Annotated in this window: 21 protein-coding genes and 1 riboswitch; of the genes, 9 read left to right on the top strand and 12 right to left on the bottom strand. The window is 74.7% G+C overall.

Annotated features, from left to right (window positions below; translation table 11 throughout):
- Nucleotides 1-185 precede the first annotated feature (185 nt).
- The gene (locus tag ACXET9_RS00865; protein ID WP_457883973.1) at nt 186-1,439 is read right to left on the bottom strand and encodes a protein kinase domain-containing protein; all 1,254 of its coding nucleotides are present in this window, start codon (nt 1,437-1,439) and stop codon (nt 186-188) included.
- A gap of 10 nt (nt 1,440-1,449) precedes the next feature.
- On the opposite strand from ACXET9_RS00865, the gene ACXET9_RS00860 reads away from it, so the two are divergent.
- Nucleotides 1,450-2,793, top strand: a complete 1,344-nt coding sequence (locus ACXET9_RS00860; RefSeq protein WP_457883971.1) for a hypothetical protein — start codon at nt 1,450-1,452, stop codon at nt 2,791-2,793.
- A gap of 23 nt (nt 2,794-2,816) precedes the next feature.
- On the opposite strand, the gene ACXET9_RS00855 is transcribed toward ACXET9_RS00860, so the two are convergent.
- Together ACXET9_RS00855 and ACXET9_RS00850 are read right to left on the bottom strand one after the other, a co-directional pair.
- Nucleotides 2,817-4,667, bottom strand: coding sequence for an ABC transporter ATP-binding protein (locus ACXET9_RS00855; RefSeq protein ID WP_457883969.1), 1,851 nt, complete (start codon nt 4,665-4,667; stop codon nt 2,817-2,819).
- Nucleotides 4,664-6,382 (bottom strand): ABC transporter transmembrane domain-containing protein, encoded by a 1,719-nt coding sequence (locus ACXET9_RS00850; RefSeq protein WP_457883967.1) that lies wholly within the window; start codon nt 6,380-6,382, stop codon nt 4,664-4,666. The genes ACXET9_RS00855 and ACXET9_RS00850 overlap by 4 nt, the downstream gene beginning before the upstream one ends.
- 194 nt (nt 6,383-6,576) lie before the next feature.
- Here ACXET9_RS00850 and ACXET9_RS00845 point away from each other — a divergent pair, with 194 nt between their 5' ends.
- The 5 genes from ACXET9_RS00845 (at nt 6,577) to ACXET9_RS00825 (ending at nt 10,508) form a co-directional block, all read left to right on the top strand.
- Nucleotides 6,577-7,194, top strand: coding sequence for a mycothiol-dependent nitroreductase Rv2466c family protein (locus ACXET9_RS00845; RefSeq protein WP_457883965.1), 618 nt, complete (start codon nt 6,577-6,579; stop codon nt 7,192-7,194).
- A 104-nt stretch (nt 7,195-7,298) separates the two neighbouring features.
- A complete protein-coding gene (locus ACXET9_RS00840; RefSeq protein WP_457883963.1) occupies nt 7,299-7,778 on the top strand; it encodes a ribose-5-phosphate isomerase in 480 nt (159 codons plus the stop codon).
- Entirely contained in the window at nt 7,778-8,845 is a 1,068-nt protein-coding gene (locus tag ACXET9_RS00835) for an Fpg/Nei family DNA glycosylase (RefSeq protein ID WP_457883962.1), read from the top strand. Before ACXET9_RS00840 ends, ACXET9_RS00835 begins: the two co-directional genes overlap by 1 nt.
- Nucleotides 8,846-8,858: 13 nt before the next feature.
- Nucleotides 8,859-9,905, top strand: coding sequence for an alpha/beta fold hydrolase (locus tag ACXET9_RS00830; protein ID WP_457883960.1), 1,047 nt, complete (start codon nt 8,859-8,861; stop codon nt 9,903-9,905).
- Nucleotides 9,906-10,019: 114 nt separating this feature from the next.
- A complete protein-coding gene (locus ACXET9_RS00825; RefSeq protein ID WP_457883959.1) occupies nt 10,020-10,508 on the top strand; it encodes a GNAT family N-acetyltransferase in 489 nt (162 codons plus the stop codon).
- Here ACXET9_RS00825 and ACXET9_RS00820 read toward each other — a convergent pair.
- From ACXET9_RS00820 to ACXET9_RS00795, 6 genes are all read right to left on the bottom strand, one after another.
- Nucleotides 10,466-10,912 (bottom strand): ankyrin repeat domain-containing protein, encoded by a 447-nt coding sequence (locus tag ACXET9_RS00820; RefSeq protein WP_457883957.1) that lies wholly within the window; start codon nt 10,910-10,912, stop codon nt 10,466-10,468. The two genes, ACXET9_RS00825 and ACXET9_RS00820, sit on opposite strands and share 43 nt — an antisense overlap.
- 78 nt (nt 10,913-10,990) lie before the next feature.
- Nucleotides 10,991-13,171, bottom strand: a complete 2,181-nt coding sequence (locus ACXET9_RS00815) for an ATP-binding cassette domain-containing protein (protein ID WP_457883955.1) — start codon at nt 13,169-13,171, stop codon at nt 10,991-10,993.
- Entirely contained in the window at nt 13,168-13,815 is a 648-nt protein-coding gene (locus tag ACXET9_RS00810) for an ECF transporter S component (protein ID WP_457883953.1), read from the bottom strand. Before ACXET9_RS00810 ends, ACXET9_RS00815 begins: the two co-directional genes overlap by 4 nt.
- Nucleotides 13,816-13,910: 95 nt before the next feature.
- Nucleotides 13,911-14,018, bottom strand: a riboswitch (TPP riboswitch).
- Between the two features lie 77 nt (nt 14,019-14,095).
- Nucleotides 14,096-14,671, bottom strand: a complete 576-nt coding sequence (locus ACXET9_RS00805) for a hypothetical protein (protein WP_457883951.1) — start codon at nt 14,669-14,671, stop codon at nt 14,096-14,098.
- Between the two features lie 7 nt (nt 14,672-14,678).
- A complete protein-coding gene (locus ACXET9_RS00800; RefSeq protein WP_457883949.1) occupies nt 14,679-16,682 on the bottom strand; it encodes a M13 family metallopeptidase in 2,004 nt (667 codons plus the stop codon).
- Nucleotides 16,683-16,783: 101 nt separating this feature from the next.
- Nucleotides 16,784-17,578, bottom strand: a complete 795-nt coding sequence (locus ACXET9_RS00795) for a hypothetical protein (protein WP_457883947.1) — start codon at nt 17,576-17,578, stop codon at nt 16,784-16,786.
- A gap of 156 nt (nt 17,579-17,734) precedes the next feature.
- Here ACXET9_RS00795 and ACXET9_RS00790 point away from each other — a divergent pair, with 156 nt between their 5' ends.
- Both ACXET9_RS00790 and ACXET9_RS00785 read left to right on the top strand, forming a co-directional pair.
- Complete coding sequence (locus ACXET9_RS00790; RefSeq protein ID WP_457883945.1) at nt 17,735-18,745, top strand: ADP-ribosylglycohydrolase family protein; 1,011 nt, start codon at nt 17,735-17,737, stop codon at nt 18,743-18,745.
- An 8-nt stretch (nt 18,746-18,753) separates the two neighbouring features.
- Complete coding sequence (locus ACXET9_RS00785; protein ID WP_457883943.1) at nt 18,754-19,458, top strand: endonuclease/exonuclease/phosphatase family protein; 705 nt, start codon at nt 18,754-18,756, stop codon at nt 19,456-19,458.
- A gap of 79 nt (nt 19,459-19,537) precedes the next feature.
- Here ACXET9_RS00785 and ACXET9_RS00780 read toward each other — a convergent pair whose 3' ends face one another.
- Both ACXET9_RS00780 and ACXET9_RS00775 read right to left on the bottom strand, forming a co-directional pair.
- A complete protein-coding gene (locus tag ACXET9_RS00780) occupies nt 19,538-20,425 on the bottom strand; it encodes a PIG-L deacetylase family protein (protein ID WP_457883941.1) in 888 nt (295 codons plus the stop codon).
- On the bottom strand, nt 20,422-21,666 hold the full coding sequence (locus tag ACXET9_RS00775) for a glycosyltransferase (protein ID WP_457883939.1): 1,245 nt from the start codon (nt 21,664-21,666) through the stop codon (nt 20,422-20,424). Before ACXET9_RS00775 ends, ACXET9_RS00780 begins: the two co-directional genes overlap by 4 nt.
- Before the next feature lie 174 nt (nt 21,667-21,840).
- On the opposite strand from ACXET9_RS00775, the gene ACXET9_RS00770 reads away from it, so the two are divergent.
- Complete coding sequence (locus tag ACXET9_RS00770) at nt 21,841-22,440, top strand: class I SAM-dependent methyltransferase (protein ID WP_457883937.1); 600 nt, start codon at nt 21,841-21,843, stop codon at nt 22,438-22,440.
- Nucleotides 22,441-22,503: 63 nt separating this feature from the next.
- Here the strand turns inward: ACXET9_RS00770 and ACXET9_RS00765 are convergent, their stop codons facing one another.
- The gene (locus ACXET9_RS00765; protein WP_457883935.1) at nt 22,504-23,571 is read right to left on the bottom strand and encodes an FAD-dependent monooxygenase; all 1,068 of its coding nucleotides are present in this window, start codon (nt 23,569-23,571) and stop codon (nt 22,504-22,506) included.
- Nucleotides 23,572-23,574 lie beyond the last annotated feature (3 nt).

The following is a 23,574-nucleotide window of genomic DNA, read 5'->3' as shown; positions in this document are numbered from 1 at the left end:
TGTCGAAGACATGGTGGGGTTCCCGGCCGGGTCGGCCTCCACGGACGCCCCGTACCGTCCGGCCGAGCGACCGGGGCTTCACCGCCCGCGAAGGGGAAGGCGTATGGGGCGACCATACCCTCCGCGCGCAGGAGCGCTCATGCGGGCGCGCCGACGCCGGCTCCGTGCGCGGCTCAGCCCTGCACTCACCACCAGGCGCCGGCGAGCGCGGCGGCTCCCAGCACCCCGGCGCCGATCAGGCAGAGCGTCCCCAGTCCGAGGAGGGCGCCGCCCAGGACGCCGCCCGTCCCGCTGTGCGCCCCGGCCCGCGTTCCGCCCCGTGTGCCGGACGGTGCCGACTGCGGAGAATCGATGGGCGGGCTCACGCGGGTTGCCACGTCGAGCACGGGGCTCGTGGTCTCCGGACCGCTCGTCGGCGACGCGGCCCCGCCCTGCGGCGGCACGGCCCCGCGCTGCGGTGACGCGCCGCCGCTCGCGGGGGACGTCGCCGAGGACCGGGCCTGGAGGCGCTCGTGCAGGCCCGGGAAGGGGACGGCGAGCGCGGCGGGACCGTCCAGCGGCACCTCGGGCCGCGGAGCGGGCAGGGGCTCGATCGCGTCGTCGGCGCGGAAGGGCGCGCCGGCGAGGGTGCGGGACCAGACGGGCACGGGGCCGAGATCGGCCGGGATCGCGTCCCGGGCGGCCGCGGCCGACGGACGCTCCGCGGGATCCTGCGCGAGCATCGCGGCGAGCAGCCGTGCCAGCGGCGCCGAGGCGGGGTCGGCGGCGACCATGGGATCCGCGGCGCGCGGCCCGTCCGCGAGGATGCCGTGGGCGGGCCCGAGCAGCTCGCGGGCGCAGGCCGCGGCCGCCCACACGTCCTGCGACGGAGAGGTGGTGTGCCCTTCGAGCACCTCGGGCGCCATGTAGCCGCGCGTCCCGTGGACCATCCCCGTCTCCGTCAGACGGATGTCAGTGTGGTGCAGGGCGATGCCGAAGTCCGCCAGCAGCAGGTGCGGCGCGTCCGCGCCGGTGGCGTCGAGCAGCAGGTTCGCGGGCTTCACGTCCCGGTGCACCCAGGCGGAGGCATGCATGGCGGCGAGCGCGTCGAGCAGCTGGCGCAGCAGATGCGCCGTGAGCGACGGGGAGAGCGGGCCCTGCTCGCGCAGAGCGCTCGCGAGGGTTCCGCCGTGCACCAGCGGCATCACCAGGACGACGGTGTCGTCCTCCGCGACCCAGGTGTACGGGGGCAGCAGATGCGGGTGGGCGCCGAGGCCCTGCGCGGTCCCCACCGACTGCTCCCGCACGAAGCGCAGCACCTCGGCGCCGTCGCGCTGACGCATCACCTTCGCCGCGCACACCGCGCCGTAGCGGCGGTCGACGGCCCGCCACAGCGACCCGGAGGCGCCGCGGGCGAGGGGATCGAGCAGCTCGATGCGGCCGGCGATGACATCGGACATGATGGGGCCCATGCTAGGCCGTCCCTGTCGTCCCCGCCGCTCCCGTCCCGCCGGCCGTCGTCGGCGCCGCCTCGCGCTCCCGCTCGCGGCCGTGCTCGTCCTGGCCCTGGGCGGCGCGGCGGGCGGGGCGCTCGGGGCCCCGGCCGCGCAGGCGGATCCGGGGGGCGACGCGGGCACGACGGGCGCGTACGCCGCCGAGGGCGAACCGGTCCAGGGCGGGACCTCGATCGCGCAGGCGCCGACGATCGAGCCCGGCATCCACCTCGACAGCCTCCCCGAGGGATCGGACTCGATCTATGCCGACGGCTCCGCCGCGTACTACCGGGTCGCGCTCGCCGAGGGGGAGCGCGTGCACGCGGCGGCGACGATCGCGGCGCCGCCCGAGGAGGACGGGCTCCCGGAGGATCGGGAGGGCATGATGCTCGAGGTCTCCGTCGTCGGCGCCGACGGCAGCAGCTGCACCGCCGACTCCGAGAGCGGCATCGGCCGCACCTCCACCGGGGACGGGCCGATCTCGGCGACCGCGGTCTCCGAGGCGCTCGGGGAGCCGGGCTGCACCGGGTCGGCGCTGTTCGTGCGCGTCGTCCGCACAGGACCGCGGGCCGAGGACGAGGCGCTGCCCGTCGAGGTGCAGGTCGCCGTCGAACCCGTCGGGGTCTCCGGGGCCGGGCCCTCGGCGACGGAGCCGGTCGCCGACGAGGGCGCCGACCCCGTCGCCCCCGAGAGCGCGGATCCGATCGCCCCGGGCCGGTCCTTCCTCTCCGCGACGGCCCTCGAGGAGGGCTCGGTGGTGCTGGAGCTGAACCCGGGGGACAGCGCCCTGCTGGCGATCGACGTCGCCGAGGGGCAGCGGCTGCGCTGGCGCACCGAGGTCACCGCCGCGCCGGAGGGCTCGACGGCGATGTCGCTGCGCGTGTTCGACGCGGCCCGCTCGCCGGTGACCGTCGGCGGCGGGGACTGGAGCGCCTACGCCGAGGACATCGACGGCGGCGGCATGTCCGCCCCGGTGGCCGTCGGCAACCGGGAGTCCGAGGACGCGGCGATCGCGTCGGCCTGGCTCCCGGGCCGTCACACCGTGCTGGTCCAGCGCGACCAGCTCACCGAGGACGCCGACGACGAGGACGCCGCGCCGCTGCGCCTCGTGCTGACCCTCGAGGTCGAAGGGGACCCCGACCCCGATGCGCAGGAGGACGTGCTCGTCCTCGGCGAGCTGTCCTCCGCCGACGGTGCCTGGGGCGCGGGCCGCATCGCCGCGGCCGTCGGCGCCGTCCTCCTGGGAGCGGTCGGGATCCTCTCGATCGGTGCCGGAGCGGCGATGCTCGTCATGCGCCGCCGCTCCCGCCGGACCGCCTGAGCAGGCGTCGCCGCTCCCGCTGATCAGGCGTCGCCGCTCCAGGCCTCCCACAGCTCCGCGTAGGCGCCGCCGAGCGCGACGAGCTCCTGATGCGTGCCCTGCTCGATGACCCGGCCGTCGGCCATCACCAGGATCCGGTCGGCCTCCTTCGCCTGCGAGAGGCGATGGGCGACGATCACCGTGGTGCGGCCCTCCGCGACGGCGAGTGCGGCCCGCTCGAGGACGCGCGCGCCCGAGGAGCCCTCGTCGGCCGTCGCCTCGTCGAGCACCAGGACCGCCGGATCCTGCAGCACGACGCGCGCGAGCGCGAGCTGCTGGGACTGCTCGGCGGTCAGTCGCTCGCCCTTCTCCCCGACCTCCGTCTGCAGGCCGCGGGGGAGGCGGTCCGCCCAGGCGTCGGCGTCGACGAGCCGCAGCGCCGCGCGCAGCTGCTCGTCGGAGGCCGAGGGCGCCGCCAGGCGCAGGTCCTCCGCGAGGGTCCCGCGGAAGACGTGCACGTCCTGGGAGACGATCGACGCGTGCTGCCGGATCGCCTCGAGGTCCGCGCGCGCGAGGTCCGCACCGCCGTGGCGGACGCTGCCGTGGCGCGGGGCCAGGGTGCCCGCGATGATCGCGGCGAGCGTCGACTTGCCGGCGCCCGAGGCTCCGACCAGGGCGATGGTCTCGCCGGCGGCGATCGAGAGGTCGATCGGCCGCAGCACGATCCGCTCCTTGCCGTCAGCGTCCTCCCCATAGGCGTGGGAGACGCCCGTCAGCGCGATCGAGGCGTCGGCGGGGATCTCCGGGCCGGGGGAGACCGCCGGGTCGATCGACTCGACGACGCCCACCATGCGGGTCAGGCTCGCGGCGGCCGACTGCACGTCGTCGAGGCTGAAGATGAGGTTCATCATCGGCCACAGCAGGCTGATCAGGTACAGCGAGGCCGCGGTCACGGTGCCCGCGCCGTAGCCGCCGACCTGCACCATCACATAGCCCAGCACGATCACCAGCACGATCGCCAGGTTCTCGGGCCACACGATGATCTTCACCAGACGCGTCACGAGCGTCATCACGCGCATGCCGAGCACCGCGGCGGTCTCCGACAGGACCGCCACATGGCGGGTCTCCCGGCGCTCGATCCCGTAGGCGTGGACCGTCGGGATCCCGTGGATCGCCGAGAGCAGGCCCTGCGCGCGGGCTCCCATCGCGACCCGCTCGCGGCGGTAGATCGGGGCGGTCCGGCGCAGGTACCAGACGGCCGCGGCCGCGTACATCGGCACCACGGCCACCACGAGGATCAGCAGCCAGGGCGAGAGCGTCGCCATGCCCACCAGGGTGACGGCCACGTAGAAGCCCATCTGGATCAGGTTCGGGACGACGTTGTTGACCGCCCGGGCGGTCACGTCGACGTCGTCGGCGACCCGCGAGAGGGCGTCGCCGATGCCGGTGATCTCCATCTGCTGGACCGGCAGGTCCAGGGCGCGGTCGATGACGTCCTCACGCATCCCCGCGAGGACCCGCTGGCCGAGCGCGCTGACGAGCGACCAGCCCAGCGCCGACAGCACCGCCTGCAGGGCGCCCGCGAGCATGATCAGCCCGCCCTGACGCCAGACCGCGGCCGAGCCGCCCCCGTCCTGGACCACGTCGACGGCGCCGCCGATCAGCCGCGGCATCCAGGCCGCGGCGACCGCGCCGCCGATGACGACCAGCAGCGTCGCCAGCGTCATCCAGCGGTAGCGCAGGAGCCTCCGGCCGACATGCCGCAGCGCCGTGCCGACGTCGGCGACCGGCAGGATCTGCGCGTGCTCGTCGAGCTGCCGCCGCGCGGTGGCGTCGGACTCCAGCAGCTCCTCGGTGGAGCTGCTCCAATCGATCGTGCTCGTGTCGGCGCTCATCGCTGCACCGCCTCCCGGTAGTCGTCGCGGGCCATCAGGGTCGGGTGGTCGCCGCGCGCGATCGGTCGGCCGCCGCGCAGGAAGACCACCTCGTCGGCCTCCCGCAGGAGCGCCGGGGCGCGCGTGACCAGCAGGGTCGCGCGGTCCTCGGTGCGTCGTGCGGCGATGAGCGCCTCGGCGATCCGCTGCTCGGTGACCGCGTCGACCGCCGTCGTCGGGTCCTGCAGGACCAGGACGGGCGCATCCGCCGCGACGGCGCGCGCGAGCGCCAGGCGCTGGCGCTGGCCGCCCGAGAGGTTCGCGCCGCGGTCGAGGATGCGGGTGTCGTAGCCCTCGGGGAGGATCCGCAGGAGATCCTCGGCGCCGGCCGCCCGCATGGCGTCGTCGGCCCAGGAGGGGTTCTGCCCATCGGGGGCGCGGGTCGCGAGCTGCTCGCGCAGCGTCCCGTCGAAGAGGTCGACGACATGCGGCTCGACCAGGAGGTCGGCCCGCGTGTCGAAGCGGGTCGAAGCGGTCACCTCGGCGTCGCCGAGGAGCACCCCGGTACGCTCCCCGCCCCCGCTGACGGCCTCGACCAGGGCATCGGCGTCATGCATGTCGGCGCAGGCCACCGCCACCACGGAGCCGTCCGGGACGGTGAGATCCAGGCCCTTCAGGGTCCCGGTGGCCACGCCCTGCAGGCGCAGACCGCCGACGCCCGGCCGGCGCTCGCCGGGACGGGACTCGCCGCGCTCGTCACGGGCCGTCGAGAGGTGCTCGATGCTCAGCTCCGGATCGTCGATGGTGCGGCCGAGATCGGCCAGCAGGTCCCGCACGCGGCGGGCCGAGGTCGACATCGACGCCCACCACACGGGCAGGCCGGACAGCCCCTGCAGCATCCCCATGTTCGAGCGGGCGATGCCCACCACGGCGATGAGGGTGCCGATGGTCATGTCGCCGGCGATCGTGCGCTGCGCCGCGATCATCACGACCGCGGCCATCATCGCCGCGGTCACCAGCGTGGTCAGGCCGCTCGAGACGCCCGAGAAGCGGGCGTTGACGAGCGCCGCGTCGAGCGCGATGCGGGAGCGGCGGCGGTACTGGGCGCGCGCGCGGGACTGCACGCCGAGCCCCTGCAGCACGCGCAGGCCGTGCACGAGATCGGTCGCGGTCGCCGCGGCGTCGGCGGCCTTCGACTGCTGCGCGTCGTAGCGCGCGGACAGGATCGGGCTGATCACCCGGATCACGAGGACCATGACGACGATGCCCACGAGCGTCGCGAGACCGAGCCACGGATCGAGGATCGCGAGATACACGCCGGCGCCGAGGACGACCGCCGAGGCGGGGAAGGCCCAGGGCAGCATGTCCATGACGTCGGAGGCCTTGTCGGCGTCCGAGGTGGCGATCGAGAGGATCTCCCCGGCGGGACGGTCGACCGGCTTCGAGCGAGGGTCCAGCACGGCCCCGGTGACCGCGACGCGCAGACGGTGGCGCTCATACATGCGGGCGCGCTGGGAGTCGGCGAACATGCCGGTCCAGGCCCAGGTCGAGACCAGGCGCACGAGGAAGACGATCGCTGCGCCGACGAGCGTGAAGACCAGGTCGCCCTGCACGATGCCGACGTCGATGATGATGCCGAGCGCGACGGACAGCGCCATGTCGACGCCCTCGACGACGAGGGAGCGGGCCATGATCCAGGGCAGGATGCGGCGATGCCCGCGCACGATCGAGCGCATGACCGAGACGGGGCGCACGGGGGCGCCGGGGCCGGCGGAGGCCGGGGCGGGCGGAGGAGGAGGGGAAGGGGTGTTGCGAGGCACCACAGGATCCAATCGTGTCCTCGTCCGACGCACAATGTCTTTTCCCGTCACATCGGCCGGTGAGTGAGAGAATGGACGGCGACCGCGTCCCGAGGGAAGGAACCCGCCCCATGGCCAGCAGCGCTGCCGCCCCCGTCGAGCTGTTCTTCGATCCGATCTGCCCGTGGGCCTGGATGACCAGCCGCTGGCTCCTGAGCGCCGCGGAGGTGCGCGACGTCGAGGTGACCTTCTCGATCATGTCGCTCGCCGCCCTCAACGAGGGCCGCGACCTCCCCGAGGACTACCGGCGCAGCATGGACGCGGCCTGGGGGCCGGCCCGCCTCGCGCTCGCCGTCGAGGAGGCCGCGGGCCAGGAGGGCCTGTCCGCCTACTACACGGGCTTCGGCACCGCCCACCACGTCGGCGGCTCGGACGACCGCCGCGCCTCGGCCGTCTCCGCGCTCGAGGCCGCGGGCCTCGACGCCGCCCTGATCGACGCCTTCGACGACGCCTCGCGCGATGACGAGCTGCGCGCCCGCCAGCAGGCCGTCGTCGGCCTCGTCGGCGACGAGGTCGGCACCCCGGTGATCTCCTTCGGCGAGGGCCGGGCCTACTTCGGTCCCGTCATCTCCCCGGCCCCGAAGGGCGAGGAGGCCGGGGCCCTGCTGGACGGCCTGCTCGCCATGTCGCGCGTCGAGGGCTTCTTCGAGCTCAAGCGCAGCCGCACCGTCGGCCCGATCTTCGACTGAGACCGACCCCGGCCCGGCGGCGACCCGCCGCCGGGCCCCGCACCCTCCGGCCCCGCGCAGCGAGGCCGGGTCCGACCCGCCCTCCATCGAAAGGCACCTCTGAGATGCATGTCCACATCGGCACCGACCACGCCGGCTTCGAGCTGAAGAACCGGCTGGTGGCCGCGCTGACCGCCAAGGGCCACGAGGTCACCGACCACGGCGCCCACAAGTACGACGCCGTCGACGACTACCCGCCCTTCTGCACCGCCGTCGGCGAGGCCGTCGTGGCGCAGGCCGGCTCCCTCGGCATCGTGATCGGCGGCTCCGGCAACGGCGAGCAGATCGCGGCGAACAAGGTCGCGGGCGTGCGCGCCGCCCTGGTGTGGAACGAGGACACCGCCCGCCTGGCCCGCCAGCACAACGACGCCAACGTCATCTCCGTCGGCGCCCGCCAGCACACCGAGGAGGAGCTCGAGAACCTGATCGACCTCTTCCTGGCCGAGCCCTTCAGCGGCGACGAGCGCCATCAGCGCCGCATCGACCTCGTGGCGCGCTACGAGACCACCGGCGGGTACGAGGCCGACGCCTCCGCCTCGCACTGATGCCCGAGGGGCACACCGTCCACCGGCTCGCAGCGGCGCTGCGGGCCGGTTTCGGTCACCAGAGGGTCCGCACCTCGAGCCCGCAGGGCCGCTTCGGCGAGGCGGCCGCGCTCGACGGCTGGGTGCTCGCCGACGCCGAGGCCGTGGGCAAGCACCTCTTCCTCGCCTTCGTCCCCGACGACTCCGTGGAGCCCGGCGCGCCCGTCACCCGCTACGTGCGCGTCCACCTGGGCCTGTACGGCTCATGGACCTTCGCGGGGGACGAGGGCTTCGCGACCGCGCATGCGATCGGCGCACCGCGGGTGCGCGTCGGGGAGCGCGAGGAGGCGATCGGCGCCGACGCCCCGGCCGGGGATGAGGACTGGCGCCGCATCGTGCCGCGGCCGACGACCCGGCTGCGGATCGTCGGCGCCCACGGACTCGCGGATCTCACCGGGCCGACGGCCTGCGAGATCGTCGACGCCGAGGGCCGACAGGCCGTCCTCGACCGGCTCGGGCCGGATCCGCTGCGCGCCGACGCGGACCCCGAGCGCTTCCTCGCCCGCGTGCTGGGCTCGCGCACCGCGATCGGTGTGCTGCTGATGAACCAGGACGTCGTCGCCGGGATCGGGAACATCTACCGCGCCGAGCTGCTCTTCCGCGCCCGGCTCGATCCGACGGTGCCGGGCCGCGATCTCACCCGCGGGATGGTCCAGGGCCTCTGGGACGACCTCGTGCCCCTCATGGAGTACGGCGCGCGCACCGGGCGGATCGTGACCACCCAGCCCGAGCATCGCGACATCGAGGCGCGCCTCGTCGAGCGCTCCCGGGGCACGCGGCAGAACGGCGACGAGGACCCGGACGTCGTCCCGCGCGAGAAGTCGTTCTACGTCTACCACCGCCACACCCTGCCCTGCCGGCTGTGCGGGACGACCATCCGCAGCGCCGACCTGGCCGGCCGCACCGTGTTCTGGTGCCCGCGCTGCCAGAGCATCCGCTCACGGCGCGCGAGCTGGACGCGGCAGCATCCCGCCGCGCCGTGGGCGCTCGCCCCCGGCGCCTCCTCGACCGAGAACTGCGAGAACTGAAGGACCCTCATCGATGCCCATCACCCTGAGCTCCCCGCACACCGCCGTGTCGGAGCCCGAGCCCGCGCCGCTGCTCGGCGCCGGGCGCCTGCCCGTCGTCGGCGGCCATGAGATCGCCTTCGAGGTCTCCGGCACGGAGGGCGGGATCCCCGTCCTCCATCTCCACGGCGGTCCCGGGGGGACGCTCGGCGCCGGCTACCGCCGCCAGGTGCCCGCCGACCGCGCCTACCTGGTGGGCCTGCATCAGCGCGGGGCGGGCCGCTCGACGCCGTCGGCGGGGCTCCCGGGGCCCGCGGACCTCACCCGCATCACGACCGCGCACCTCGTCGCCGACATCGAGGTGCTGCGCGAGCATCTCGGCGTCGAGTCCTGGATCGTCCAGGGCGTCTCCTGGGGCACCACCCTCGCCCTCGCCTACGCGCAGGCCCATCCCGAGCGGGTCGGCGCGATGATGCTGATGGCCCTCACCACGACCTCCCGGCGCGAGGTCGACTGGATCACCGAGGGCGTCGGGGCCCTGTTCCCCGAGGCCTGGGACCGCTTCGCCGGCTTCGCCGAGCGCCATGCGGGCTTCGACCGCACCGAAGACTCCGCCGAGCGGCTGCGTCTCGTGGAGGCCTACCGATGGATGCTCGAGGACGACGACGACCGCCTCGTCGACGGCGCGGCCGCGCACTGGCGGGCCTGGGAGGACGAGCACATCCGCATCGGCACCGGCGAGCGGACGATCGCCGAGCTGCCCGAGCGCGTCGGCGAGCAGGAGCGCCGCTTCGCGCGCCTGGTCACGCACTTCTGGGCGGCCGACGGGTTCGTCGAGGACTGGGCGACGCCCTGGGGCGCGGCCCCCGGCAGCGGCCTGCTCGGCGGGATGCACCGCATCGCCCGCATCCCGGCGGTGCTCCTGCACGGCCGCCGCGACGTCTCCAGCCCGGTGCGCACCGCCTGGGAGCTGCACCGGGCCTGGCCCGCGAGCGAGCTCGTCGTCGTCGAGGACGAGGGCCACGGGGGCCCCGCGATGGTCGCCGCCTGGCGGGCCGTCATGGAGCACCTCGTCGCCTGAGCGCGAGGACCGCTCACCGGAGCACAGGGCGCTCGCCCGGACCACAGCCGCTCGCCGGAGCACAGCCGCCCGCCGGAGTGCGGTCCGCGGCCCCGCAGGGCGTACCGTGACGGCATGCCCGAACCCGTGATCCATCGCGCCCCCGTGCGCGACATCCCCTCCACCACGCTCTACCTGCTCGCCAAGCTCCGCCAGGACGTCTTCACGATGGAGCAGGGGGCCACCGACCCCGATCTCGACGGCCGAGATCTCGAGGAGGGCACGACCCTGCTGTGGATCGAGGCCGACGGCGTCCCCGCCGCGCACATCCGCGTGATGCGGGAGGCCGACGGCGGCATGCGCATCGGCCGTCTCGCCGTGGCGGCGGCGCATCGCCGCGACGGCTTCGGAGGACGCATCATGCGCGCGGCCCTCGACCTGACCGCGGAGGTGGCCCCCGAGGCCGAGGTCAGCATCGACGCGCAGGCCTATCTCGAGCAGTGGTACGTCGGCATGGGCTACGAGACCGTCGGCCCGCCCTTCCTCGAGGCCGGGATCGAGCACGTGCCCATGGTGTTCCGTCACCCGAAGAGCGCGGAGAGCTCCTCGCGTCCGAAGAACTGAGCCGATTCGCGGGCGCTCGGCGTGCCCGCATCGGGATCGGCACCCGCCCGGACGAGCGCGGCGACGACCTCGGTGTGGCCCTTGAAGACGGCGCCCGCGAGGGGCGACTGGCCGCGATCGTTGGCGAGGTCGACGTCGGCGCCGCGCTCGGCGAGCTCCCGCACGAGATCGGCATGGCCGTGGTACGCGGCGAGCATGAGCATGGTGTTGCCGGCGGCGTCGCGCAGGTTCAGCGGAGCGCCCTGGTCGAGGACCGGCACCAGCTGGGCGCTGTCGCCCGCCCGCGCGAGGTCCATGAGGGTGCTCGCGAGCGCGATCAGCTCCTCCTCCTGCGGGGTGAGGGGCTCGGTCTGCGGAGCGAGGGGCGCGGTCGCGGTCTCGGGGGAGAGGTTCTCGTCGTTCATGCGGCCAGGGTACGTCGGGGCCCCGACGCCCGCTGACGCGAGCCGACGCCAGCCAGCGCCCGCCGGCGCCCGCCGGCGTCAGCCGACGAGCAGACCGGCGATCGTCGGCCAGACCAGCAGCAGCGCGGCGATGCCCGCGCCGAGGAGGTCGGCGCGCCCGAAGCGGCTCGGCAGGGCCCAGCTGCGGCGGGACGCGGACGCGAAGCCCCGCGAGTCCATCGCCAGGGCCTGCTGCTCGGCGCCGCGGAGGGCATCGACCAGGAGAGCGAAGGTCGCGCCCGCGAGCAGGCGCGCCGACCGCGGCGTGCCGATCCCGCGCAGCGTCCGCGCGGTGACGATCGTCTCCCACCGTCGGCCCAGGTGCCCGGCGCGCACGAGCGCGCTGACCCCGGCGGCGACGGGTCGCGCCGGCCAGCGCAGGCGCCCGCCGAGGGCGTCGCCGAGGGCCGTCACGTCGACGCTCCCGAGGGCGAGCACGCCGGGGGCGACGAAGGCGCTGATCCGGGCGGCCTCCTTCAGACCCACGAGCCAGGCCTCCCCGGAGAGCGCCGGGGCGTCCCCGAGCAGGGCGGTGGTCCAGGCCAGGCTCGCGGCCGAGAGCAGCACCGGGGCCATCCGCAGGGCCGCGCCCCGCAGGGTGCGGATCGCCGCCGGCGCCAGCAGGACCGTGGGGAGCAGGGCGAGCAGACCGCCCTGCCAGGTCTGGACCCCGAAGGAGCCGATCGCCGCGAGGATCCCGATGAGCGAGAGCGTCAGCGGGTTCAGCGCGTCCGCGGGGATCCGGGGCCGACGGACCACCGGCAGGATCCGGCGGTCGGGCCCCGCGCCCGTCGTGGACTCCTGCTCCGTCTCCGTCGCGGTCGAGGGGCCGGGGAGGTCGAGGCGGTGCTGGGCCGCGGCGGCGAGATGCTCGTCATGGGTCGCGGCGAGGATCGCGCAGCCGGTGCCGGCGGCCTCGTGCAGCAGGGCGAGGACGGCCGCGCGCCGCTCGGGATCGAGACCGACCGTCGGCTCGTCGAGGACCAGGAGCCGGGGCCTCTGGGCGAGCGCCGCGACGATCGCGAGGCGGCGCTGCTCGCCGCCGGAGAGGGTGTACGGGTTCGCCGCGGCGAGCGGGGCCAGGCCGGCGGTCTCCAGGAGCCGGTCGGCGAGGGCGGGCTCGTCGGCCCAGGGGGAGGCGAGGATCTCCTCGCGGACGCTCGTGGCGAGGAAGGAGTGCTCGGGGTTCTGCGGCACCCAGGCGATCTGCCGGCCCTCGGGGCGGTCGACGGTGCCCGTCGCCGGGGCGTCCAGGCCCAGCAGCACCCGCAGCAGGCTGGTCTTCCCGCTGCCGCTGGGACCTCCCAGGACGGTGAGGGACCCGGCGCGCACCTCCAGCGCGAGATCCTCGACCAGAGTGCCGGGCCGCCCGTCGCGGCGTGCGATGGCGACGCCGTCGAGGGCTGCGACGACCTCGCCCGTCGTGACCGCCTCCAGCGGGCGGGCGGCGGGGAGGAATCCGCCGGTGCTCGCACCGTTCGCGACGACCGCACCGCTCGCGCCGACCGCGGCGGGGCGCGGTGCGGCCGAGCGTGCGGCGAGCAGCTCCGGATGCGCGGCGATGACCTGCTCCGGATCGCCGTCGGCGAGCACGCGGGCGCCCTCGCCGAGCACGATCATGCGATCGACGCGGGAGGCCCAGGGGGCGACGTCGTGGTCGGCGACGACCAGGGTGGTGCCCTCCGCGGAGGCGAGGACGGCCCGCCGGACGGCCTCGGCCGTCGCCGCGTCGAGCATCGAGGTCGGCTCGTCCAGCAGGAGGGCTCCGGGGGAGAGGGCGAGCGCTCCCGCCAGCGCGATGCGCTGCTGCTGGCCGCCGGAGGCGTCGAGCGGGGCCCGCGAGGAGTCGACGTCGACGTCGGCCGCGACGAGGGCGGCGGCCGCGCGGACGGCGATCTCCTCGCGGTCCAGCGCCGCGTTCTCCGGACCGAAGGCGGCCTCGCGGCCGACGTTCGCGGCGATCAGCGCGTTCGCCGGGTTCTGCAGCAGCAGGGCCCGCTCCCCGGGGCGGGAGGCCGCCGGGGCGACCCCGGCGAGCTCCCCGGCCTCGGGATCGAGCAGGCCCGCGAGGGCCCGCAGCACGGTCGACTTCCCGCTGCCGCTGGCTCCCGCCAGCAGGACCCGCTGGCCGGAGGGGATGGTGAGGGACAGATCCCGGACCGTCGGATCCGGTCGCGACTGCGGACGCCAGGTCAGGCCCCGCAGCTCCAGGGAGGTCATCCGCCGAGGGCCCCGGTGCTCTCGCGGGAGCCGTCGCCCGCGGCATCCCGGTCGGTGCGGAGCGCGGCGAGCCGGGCCTCGGCATGCTCCTTCCCGGCGGGGAGGGCGTCGAGCGCCCCGGTCGCCGCGAGGGCGCGCACGATGACCCAGCCCAGCAGGCCGCAGGCGAGGGCGCCGGAGATGAGGGCGGCGCCGAGCAGGGCGATCGCGAAGGACCAGCCCATCTCGGGGTAGTAGGCGAAGCGCTCGTACACCCATTCGAGGGCCGCGGAGAGCACGCCGCCGAGGATCGCGACCGGCAGCGTGAAGCGGCGGTAGCGGAAGACGGCGAAGGCGAGCTCGATGCCCGCGCCCTGCAGGACGCCGGAGACGATGGTGCCCCAGCCCCACTGCCCGCCCAGCAGCATCTCGAGGGAGGCGGCGATGAGCTCGGCCAGCAGCGCCGCGCCGGGCTTGCGCACGACGAGCCCGGCGATCATCGCGGGCAGGAACCAGATGCCCATGAGCAGGCCCTCGGCGGGGCGGAACAGGGCGGTGAGCGGGCCGATGAGGCTGTACAGCGCCCCATAGCCCAGGAACGCGACGCCGAAGGCGGCGCCGATGGCGACGGTGACCAGGAGGTCCACGGTGCGGAAACGGTTCATCTCAGACTCCTTCCACGAACGGAAGGGGCGCAGGCGATCCCGGGCGCCGGACGGACCGTGCGCGCGCCGCGCGCCGGAGCGCACGACGTGGATCTCCCGCGGAAATCCCGACTCCCTACGCCGGTGTGAACCGGATCAGGTTCGAGGGTCTGCGCACTGCTGCGCACTCTCAGCACCCGGATGGTGCTCCCCTGTCAGTTGGATGACCGCCTGCGAGCATACCGCAGAGCGACTGCTCGAGGCATGCCGCTCGGGCCGCCGCGCAGCGCCCCGAGCATCCTCAGCGGCGGGAGCGGATCGCCTGGTCGACGGCCTCCGCGGTCGCCTGCGGGTCCTCGGGGGAGAGCAGGAAGTGCGTGCCCTCACGGCCGATGATCTCGACCATGGTGCCGGAGCGGGTGACGAGCAGGCGGTAGGGCTCCCGGGAGTCCCCGGTGGTGAACACGCGCCGGGAGCCGACGGGACGCAGCTCCTCGGGGGTCGAGGACAGCGCCCGTCCGCGCCGCCAGCCGTAGCCGCCGACGGTCGCGCCGACCCGCTCCGCGGGGATCTCGCGGAGCTGGACGGTGCGGAACTGCTCGAGGGGCCAGGGCCGCATCGGCAGGAAGCCGCCGAGGCTCACGGTCACCCCGTGCTCGTCGACGATGAACCGGGTGCTCTGGTTCATCCAGGTCCAGGCCGCGAGCAGGACGAACACGCCCATCGACGCGATCAGCAGGGCGGGCGTCGCCAGCGCGGGGCGCAGCGAGATCACGACGGTGGCCGCGGCGCCCGCGACCAGCGTCATCCCGATGCGCGTCCAGCCCACGGCCGTCGGCCGCGTGCGACCGACGTAGAAGGGGGCCTCGGGCCTCATCGGGCGGTCACCAGATGCTCACGCGATCCTCGGGGGCGCGGTGCATGCCGTCGCCCTCGACGATCCCGAAGGCCTCGTGGAACTCCGTCAGGTGGCCGGCGGTGATGTTGCAGCGGAACTCCGCGGGGGAGTGCGGGTCGGTCGCGAGCTGCTGGATCGCCGCCTGCCGGCGGTACTTCGCGCGCCACACGGTCGCCCAGGACAGGAACACGCGCTGCAGCCCGGTGAAGCCATCGAGCTCCTCGGCGGCGGCCTCGCCGGCCGTCGCGCGGTACGCCTTGACGGCGATCGAGAGACCGCCGAGGTCTCCGATGTTCTCGCCGATCGTGAGCGCGCCGTTGACGCGATGCTCGTCCTCGAGGGACCGCGGGCTGAGCTCGGAGAACTGGGCGATGAGCGAGCCGGTGCGCTCCTCGAAGGCGGCCCGGTCCTCGTCGGTCCACCAGGACGCGAGGTTGCCGTCGCCGTCGTACTTCGAGCCCTGGTCGTCGAAGCCGTGGCCGATCTCGTGGCCGATGACCGCACCGATCCCGCCGAAGTTCACGGCGTCGTCGGCATCGGCGTCGAAGAACGGGGGCTGCAGGATCGCCGCGGGGAAGACGATCTCGTTGGCGCCCGGATTGTAGTAGGCGTTGACCGTCTGCGGGGTCATGTGCCATTCGTCCGGGTCGATCGGCCCGCCGACCTTCGCGAAGTCGAAGGCGGCGTCGGCCAGGCGCACGGCGCGCACGGAGGCGACGAGGTCCCCGGGGACGACCTCGAGGTCCTCGTAGGTGCGCCAGCGGTCCGGGTAGCCGATCTTCGGCGTGAACTTCTCGAGCTTCTCGAGGGCCTTCTCGCGGGTGGCCGGGGTCATCCACTCCAGCCGCGAGATCGAGGCCCGGTAGGCGTCCACGAGCGCGTCCACGAGGGCGCCCATGCGCTCCTTGTGGGCGGCGGGGAAGTGGCGGCCGACGTACTCGCGGCCGATCGCGAAGCCGAGCGCGCCCTCCACGAGGCCGACGCCGCGCTTCCAGCGCGCCCGCAGCTCCTCGGTGCCGGACAGGACGGTGCCGTGGAAGGCGAAGTCCTCGGCCACCAGCGCCTCGTCGAGGTAGGGGGCGTAGGAGGAGACGGTGTGCAGCGCGAGCCAGGCGCGCAGCACCGCGAGGTCCTCGCCGGCGAGGAGCTCGGCGGCGGGGGCGACGTACTCGGGCTGTCCGATCGAGACGACCTCGAGCGCGGCGGCCGGCGCCGCGGTGCCCTCGAGGAAGGCATCCCAGGGGAAGGACGGGGCGAGCTCGGCGCGAGCGGCGGCATCCATGGGGTTGTAGGAGAGCTCGCGGTCGCGCAGGCGCACGACGTCGACGTGGCAGGCCGCCAGCCGCGTCTCGAAGCCCATGACGGTCGCGGCGAGCTCCGCGGCGTCGCCGGCGGGCAGGCCCTCCCGTCCGGGAAGGCCGACGAGCTCGGCGAGGCGCTCGAGGTGGCCGACGTAGGCCTCGCGGATCTCGGCGTAGGCGTCCTCGCGGTAGTAGGACTCGTCGGGCAGGCCCAGGCCGGCCTGGTGGATCTTCACCTGGTAGCGGGTGGAGTCGCGATCGTCGGTCCACACGTAGGCGGCCAGCGGGGCGGTGCCGGCGGCGGCGGAGCCGGTCAGGCGGATGAGCGCCTCGAGGCTGTCCGCGCCGAGGACCTCGGCGAGCAGGGGCTCGAGCGGGGCGGTGCCGGCGGCCTCGATGGCCTCGGTGTCCATGAAGGCGCGGTAGAGCGCGCCGACCTTCTCGAGGTCGGTCGCGGGGGCTGCGTCCTCGGGGATGGAGGCGGCGGCCTCCTCGACGATCTCCCGGACATGCTCCTCGGACAGGTCGTGCAGACGGCGGAACTCGCCGTCGCTCGCGCGGTCCGCGGGGATCTCGTGCTCGGCGAGCCAGCGCCCGTTCATATGGCCGAAGAGATCGTCCTGCAGACGGATCTCGGCGTCGACGGCGGAGAGGTCCAGGCCGGAGGGGCGGGAGGGGGCGGTCGTCATGGGCTTCTCCTGAGGTCGAGGACGGCGGACGGGCAGGACGGGCGGGACCTGCGGCGGATCGGCCGAGGTCCGGGGGCGATCACGCGGAGATCATGCGGTGATCATGCGGCGATCATGCCGAGGATGGCCAGGCCGAGGGCGAGCAGGCCGATCGCCAGCGGGGCATAGGCCCAGGGGGAGGCGGCGCGCTCGGCGGGGGCGCGGCGCTGCAGCACGAGGGTGGACAGCCCCGAGCCGATCGACAGCACGGCGGTGCCGATCACGAGCACGGGGGAGAGGAGCACGAGGACGGTCGCGCCGATCTGGAAGCAGGCGGAGCCGATCACGTCGAGCAGGCGCATGCGGCTCGTCGAGCGGGCGTCGACGCGCTGGTACAGGAGCGTCGCGACGGCATCCTCGGACCACTGCGAGGGCTTGGCGATGCGGCGCCGGGTCATGACCGTCTGCACGGTCGCCAGCAGCATCCACACCAGGGCGGTGCCCGCGCCGATCCATGCGCCGAGCTCGCCGCGCAGGTCGTCGGGCCACAGCACGAGCGCGACCAGCGCCGCGGCCAGGCGCAGCACCTCCTCGATCGCGCTGCGCACCGCCAGCAGGCCCGGGTTCACGGCCAGCTGCCTGCGGGTGCGGCTGACGAAGAAGCTGGTGAGGACCAGCACGAGCAGCTGCGCGAGGCCGAGGCCGAGGCCGAGGGAGATCACCGCGGGGCTCGTGGGTGCCACGGGCAGCACCGCGATCATCATGATCACGGCGAGGACGGGGATCACCAGCGAGAGGACCGAGAGGCTGCGGACGAGGTCCTGGACGAGGTCGGCCCCCGTCGGCGGATGGTCGTGCCCGGTATGGTCGTGCGGGTCGCTGCAGGTGTGGTCTGCGGCGTTCGGGGTCTCGGTCATGCGGCTCCTTCTGGTCGTCGTCATCGTAGCCGGATCGGATGCGGGCGGGCCGGACGGCGGCAGGCGGAGAGCGGGCCTGGAACGGGCCTGGAGATCGCATCGGCCGAGGTGTGGAACCATAGGGCCCTGAGGACTGATGGCACGGGAGAGGTGGAGATGGCACTGACGGGGGTGCAGATCGAGCGGGCGCTCGGCGCTGTGGTGGCGGCCGCTGCGGGAGACGCCCTCGGCGCCCCCTACGAGTTCCAGGCTCCTGTCGCCGACTCCGACGACATCGCGATGGTCGGCGGCGGAGTGCTCGACTGGCAGCCCGGCGAATGGACCGATGACACCTCGATGGCGATCGTCGTCCTCGAGGCCGCAGCGAGCGCCCCGGGCCTCCATGACCTGCGGGTCGAGTCGGCGCAGGACCATATCGCCCGCGAGTGGTACTCGTGGTCGCTGGGCACTCCGGACATCGGGACGCTCACCTCGACCGTCGTCCGTCGGGCCGCCGACGGCGCTCGCGCCGCCGGGCACTACGCGCCGCGCGCCGCGGACTTCCGCGCCGCCGCGCTGAGCGCCCACGAGGAGCTGCCGCGGATCGCCGGCAACGGCTCGCTCATGCGCACGCATGCCGCCGTGCTGCCCTACCTGCAGGCGTCCGACGACGACGCCGCGGCGGGCATCGACGCCGTGTGCAGACTCACGCATGTACACCCGGATGTCACCGAGGCCTGCCTGCTGTGGGGCTTCGCGGTGCGGCACGCGGTCATGACCGGCGAGATCGATGTGCGGGTCGCCATCGACCGCCTCGAGGACGAGCGCCGCCAGCTGTGGCTGGGGCGGATCGAGGAGGCCGAGCGCTCGGTCCCCTCGTCGTTCCGCCGCAACGGCTGGGTCGTCGGCGCCTTCCAGGCCGCCTGGTCGGCGATCTCCGGGGTGATGCCGCTGCCGGAGGGCAGGTTCGAGCGCCGCGAGGCGCTCGTCGAGGCGCTCGAGTCCGCGACCCGCGCGGGCTACGACACCGACACCGTCGCCTGCATCGCCGGAGCGCTGATCGGCGCGGGCCTGGGCATGAAGGCCGTGCCGCCGGAGTGGCGGCGGATGCTGTTCGGCTGGCCCGGGTACGAGGTCGACGAGCTGATCGGCCTGACCGAGCGCGTCATCACCGTCGCCGAGTGCTGAGGAGCACCATGACCGAGCTGCGCGTGTGCGCCTGGAACCTGTGGGAGCTGCGCGGGGACCTGCGCGCCATGGTCGAGACGATCGAGGACCTCGCCCCCGATGTGCTGCTGATCCAGGAGGCGCCGCGCTTCGTCCTCCCGACGACGCGTCTGGACTGGCTGGCCCGGCAGATCGATCGCCGGATCCTCGTGGGAGGATTCGGCGGGCGCGGGCTCGCGATCCTCGCGACCGACGAGGTCGCCGCCCGGGTGATCCGCCGCGGCATGCACCCGGTCGCCCAGAAGGTGTCGGACCTGAACTCGACCTATCCGCGGGGCGTGGCCGCGGTGCGGCTGTCGCGGCCCGGCGGCGGCGCGGTCGTCGTGGCCTCCACGCACTTCGCGCTGCAGGAGGACAACCGGCTCGCGCACGCCGAGCATGTCTCCGCGCTCGTCCGCGGGGCGGGGGCACCGGTCATCATCGGCGGCGATCTCAACGAGACCGCCGACGGCGCGGCCCGCCGGTCCCTCGAGCCGCTGCTGCAGGATCCGGCCGCCCCCGAGGAGCTGACCTTCCCCGCGCAGCGTCCGCAGCGGCGGATCGACGCGATCCTCACCACCGCGGATGTGACGGTGCGCGCCGCGCATGCGGTCACCGCGACCGAGCGCGTCCCCGCCGAGCGGCTCGCCGGGGCGTCCGACCATCTGCCGACCCTGCTGGACGTCAGCATCTGACCCGAAGCCGACGGGCGGCTCGCGGCCGTCGATCGGCGGTCGTCCCGCGCGTCCGGCGAGTTCCGAGCGTCCGGCGGGATCAGCCCGCTCGGCGCAGCCCGCTCCGCAGCGCGACCAGATCGTCCTGACCGCCGACGTGCCGGATCGCGATGGCACCCTCGGGAGGGAGAACCTCGGCCTGCGGGGCCAGCACCGTCAGCTGCGTGCGATAGGCGCCCAGCGCCTCCCGCACCGCCTCGCCGGCGGCGGGCAGGTCCCGCCAGGCGAAGCCGCGGGCATCGACGTGCCCCGGGCGCGCCGCACCGTCGGGATCCTCGGCGCTCGCGACCTCGATCCGCGCCGTGCCCGTGCGAGTGCAGGCGGCGGCCGTGACCTGATGGGCACGGACATGGTCGGGATGGCCGTAGGTGCCCTCGTCGTCGTAGCCGATGACGGCGTCCGGGCGCAGATGCTCGATCAGCGCGACCAGGTCGTCGACGGCATCGTCGAGCGGGCGGAGCGTGAAGCTGTCCGCGCCGGCGGACGCGGACGGACCGGCGAGGCCCTCCCGGATCCAGCGCATCCCCGAATCGCGGTAGCGCCGCTCCGCACGACCGGGGGCGAGCGCCGGAGCGGTCCCGAGCATGAACCGCTCGGCGATGCCGAGTGCGCGGGCGGCACGGTCGATCTCCGCCCCGCGGACCTCGTCGAGCGGGCGCGGGTCCGCGGGATCGATCGTCCCGGGCACGATCTCCCCCTCCTCGCCGCGGGACGCGGTCACCAGGAGCACGCGCGTCCCCGCCGAGGCGAGCGCGCGCAGCAGGGCACCGGTGGCGAGGGTCTCGTCGTCGGGATGCGCGTGCACCGCCAGGACGGTGCGCGCGCCCTCCAGGAGCTCCCACGGGCCGATGGCGGGACCATGGGCGTCGCGGTCGATGCCGGTGTCGACGTCGGCCGGTCGGGCGTCCGGGGCGCCGTCGGGGCTCACCGCGTCGCCGTCCGATAGAGGGCGGCGAGGGCCGCGGCGGACGCCTCCCAGGTGCGAGAGAGCGCGAACTCCCGTGCGGAGGCCTGGGCGGCGGCGAGCCGTGCGCCGTCGGCGAGGAGGCTCTGCACCGCCTCCGCCCAGACATCGGGATCGCGGCTGGTCAGCACCATGCCGTGCTCGGGATCGACGGCCTCCTGGACGCCGCCCGCGCAGCGCCAGGCGACGACGGGGGTCCCGCTCGCCTGCGCCTCGAGCGCCACGAGACCGAAGGTCTCGGACCAGCTGGTCAGCAGCAGCACCGAGGCGTCCCGCATCGCCCTCGAGAGCGCGGGACGGGGGAGCGAGCCGGGCATGCTCACGCGGTCGGCGACACCGAGCTCCGCGGCCCGGGCCTCGAGCTCGGCGCCGTAGGCGGCGAAGTCCTGGGAGAGGCCTCCGGCCAGGACGAGGCGCGCCTCGAGCGCGGGGTCGAGATGAGCGAGCACCTCGAGCGCGAGGTCGGGCGCCTTGAGCGGCTGCAGGCGGGCGGTGAACAGCAGCGTCGGGGCGCCGTCGGACATCGTGCGCGACCCGCCGTCGGACGCCGTGCCGTCGGATGCCGTGCTGGCGGGCGCCTCCGGGCGGAAGACGTCGACGTCGACGCCGGGGCGGACGACCGCGAGCCGCTCCCCGGGCACCTCGTAGCGTTCGCCGACGGTGCGCGCCTCCGCCTCGGAGACCGCCACGACGAGGTCGGAGCGCTCGGCGACGAGCCGCTCCCCGGGGATGCGACCGGAGGACTCGGCGGGCTCGCCGGCCGCGAGGTCGTCCGCGTCCTGCGGCGCCGCGACCGAATGGAAGGACTGCAGATGCGGCAGGCCGAGGTCCCGGGCGACGGGAAGGGCGGCGACCCCGCTGAACCAGTGATGGGAGTGGACAAGATCGACAACGAGCCCCGGCAGCAGACGGGCGAGCCCGTCGCCGAAGGGCGCGATCGCCTGCTCCATGTCGCTCTTCGCGAGCGGGGTCGCGGGCCCGGCGTCGAGATGGTGCAGGCGCACGCCCTCGGCGACCTCCACGAGGTCGGGCTGGGAGGGGTCGGAGCGGCGGGTGATGAGCTCGACGCGATGCCCGGCTCGGGCGAGGGCGAGAGCCTGCTCGTGGACGACCACGTTCATGCCGCCGGCATCGGCGCCGCCGGGCTCCTCGAGCGGGGAGGTGTGCAGGCAGACCGCAGCGATCCGCAGAGAGGTCTCAGGCATGTTCGCCATCCTAGGCGGGCCGTCGTCCCCCGGCGCGGACATGGGGGCGGACATGGGGGCGGACGGTGCGACGGACGAGGGGGATCCGTCCGTTTGTTCGCCCGTGACGAAAACAGGGGCGTCCTGTGTCACGGGAAGTTGAAACGGGCACCGGGACGGGCCAGCCTGAGATGCATGGACACGGCAGAGAAGGTGGACTGGGCGGCGCTGAACACCTCAGCGGCGGGCCGACCTGCCCGACGCCTCGTCGCCCGGGCCATCGCCGCCGCGGGCGGCGACCGCAGCGCAGGGACCGTCATCGAGCTCGGAGCGGGATCGGGAGCGGACTCGTTGCAGTTCGCGCGGCGCGGCTGGACCGTGCATGCCTACGACGCCGACGACACGCTCGCGGCGCGACTGGTCGAGAACGAGCGGATGACCGGCGCGGTGCACTTCCACCACACGGACATCACGGCGGTCGAGGAGTTCCCGGCCGCGTCGATCGTCTACTCCACGTACACGCTCGGACTGCTGGGCCCCGAAGGGCTCGCAGCGACCTGGCCGAAGCTCGTCTCCGCCCTGCCCCGCGGCGGCATCATGGCGGTGGACGTCTTCGGGACCAACGACACCTGGGCCGAGCGCCCCGACGTCGCCGCCCTCGACAGCGCGCAGATCGATGCGATGTTCCGGGGCTTCCAGGTCATCGACCGCTCGGTGCGCGACGAGGACGGCCGCTTCCTGGCCGACAAGAAGCACTGGCACGTCATCACCACCCTCGCCCGCAAGATCTCCTGAGCCGCGGCTCCGGGGCACTCGCGCCGGGGCCCTCCCGCCCGAGCCCCGTCTCGTGAGCCGCCCTCACCGACGGGCGACCGCGCCCAGCGCGCCGATGGCCCGGTCGCGCAGAGGCGCCGTGCGCTCCGCCGAGGCCAGGCGCGCCATCGCCGCGGACCCGATCCTCCACGCCTGCCCCGGCAGCACCCTGCGTCGCTCGTAGGAGCGCAGCGCTCCGGGCACGGCGGCGCGCGTCGAGGCCGTGCCCGCGCCGCCGGTTCCGTCGATCCTGTCCAATGCCTGCGCGAGCGCGACCGCGTCCTGCAGCGCCGTGTTCGCTCCGTGCCCGAGGTTCGGCGCCATCGCATGGGCGGCGTCTCCGATCAGCACGGTCCGACCGCGCACCGGGCGCACCGGCGGTGCGGTGCGGATCCCGTGGATGAGCGTGGCCTCGGGCGTCGCCGCGTCCAGCACGGCGTCGATCGGTGCGCGGCGTCCGCCGACCAGCTCCCGCAGATGCTCCAGGGCCTGCTCGACGGTGTCGCTGCGGTGCTCGGGATGGGCGGCGAACCAGTTGGTGCGTCCGCCGGGCAGCGGCGTGATCCCGACCAGCCAGCCCGCGCCCCAGGTCTCGGCGATCTCCGGCGGGGCGATCTCCGCCGTGCCGCGCAGGATCGTCGTCCGATGCCTCCGGGCGGCGGTGTCGCCGGGCCACAGGGCACGGCGGACGGGCGAGTGCACGCCGTCGGCGCCCACCAGCACGTCCGCGCCCGCGCGCAGATGCTCGACGTCCTCCGGACCCTCCGCGCGGCGCAGGGTCCGGACGACCGCGGCGGGGAGCGACTCCTGCAGGATCCGGACGAGGTCGGAGCGCGCGACCAGCAGGGTGTCCCCGGCCGGCACCCGGGCCAGGACCCGTCCGCCGGCCGTCACGAGCCGGCCCTCCCGCGGCAGGGCGGAGACCTCCCGGACGCGGTCGAGCACGCCGATCCGCTCGAGCGCCCGACGACCGGAGCCGAACAGCCCCAGGGAGGTGCCGACGGCAGGGATCGCGAAGGCCTCGTCGACGAGCTCGACCTCGTGGCCGGCGGCGCCGAGGGCGCAGGCGGCGGCGAGCCCGGCGACGCCCGCGCCGAGGATCCGGATCCTCATCCC

The organism is Brachybacterium netajii (SeqCode) (assembly GCF_054114245.1).
This window is presented reverse-complemented; position numbering and strand designations above follow the sequence as displayed.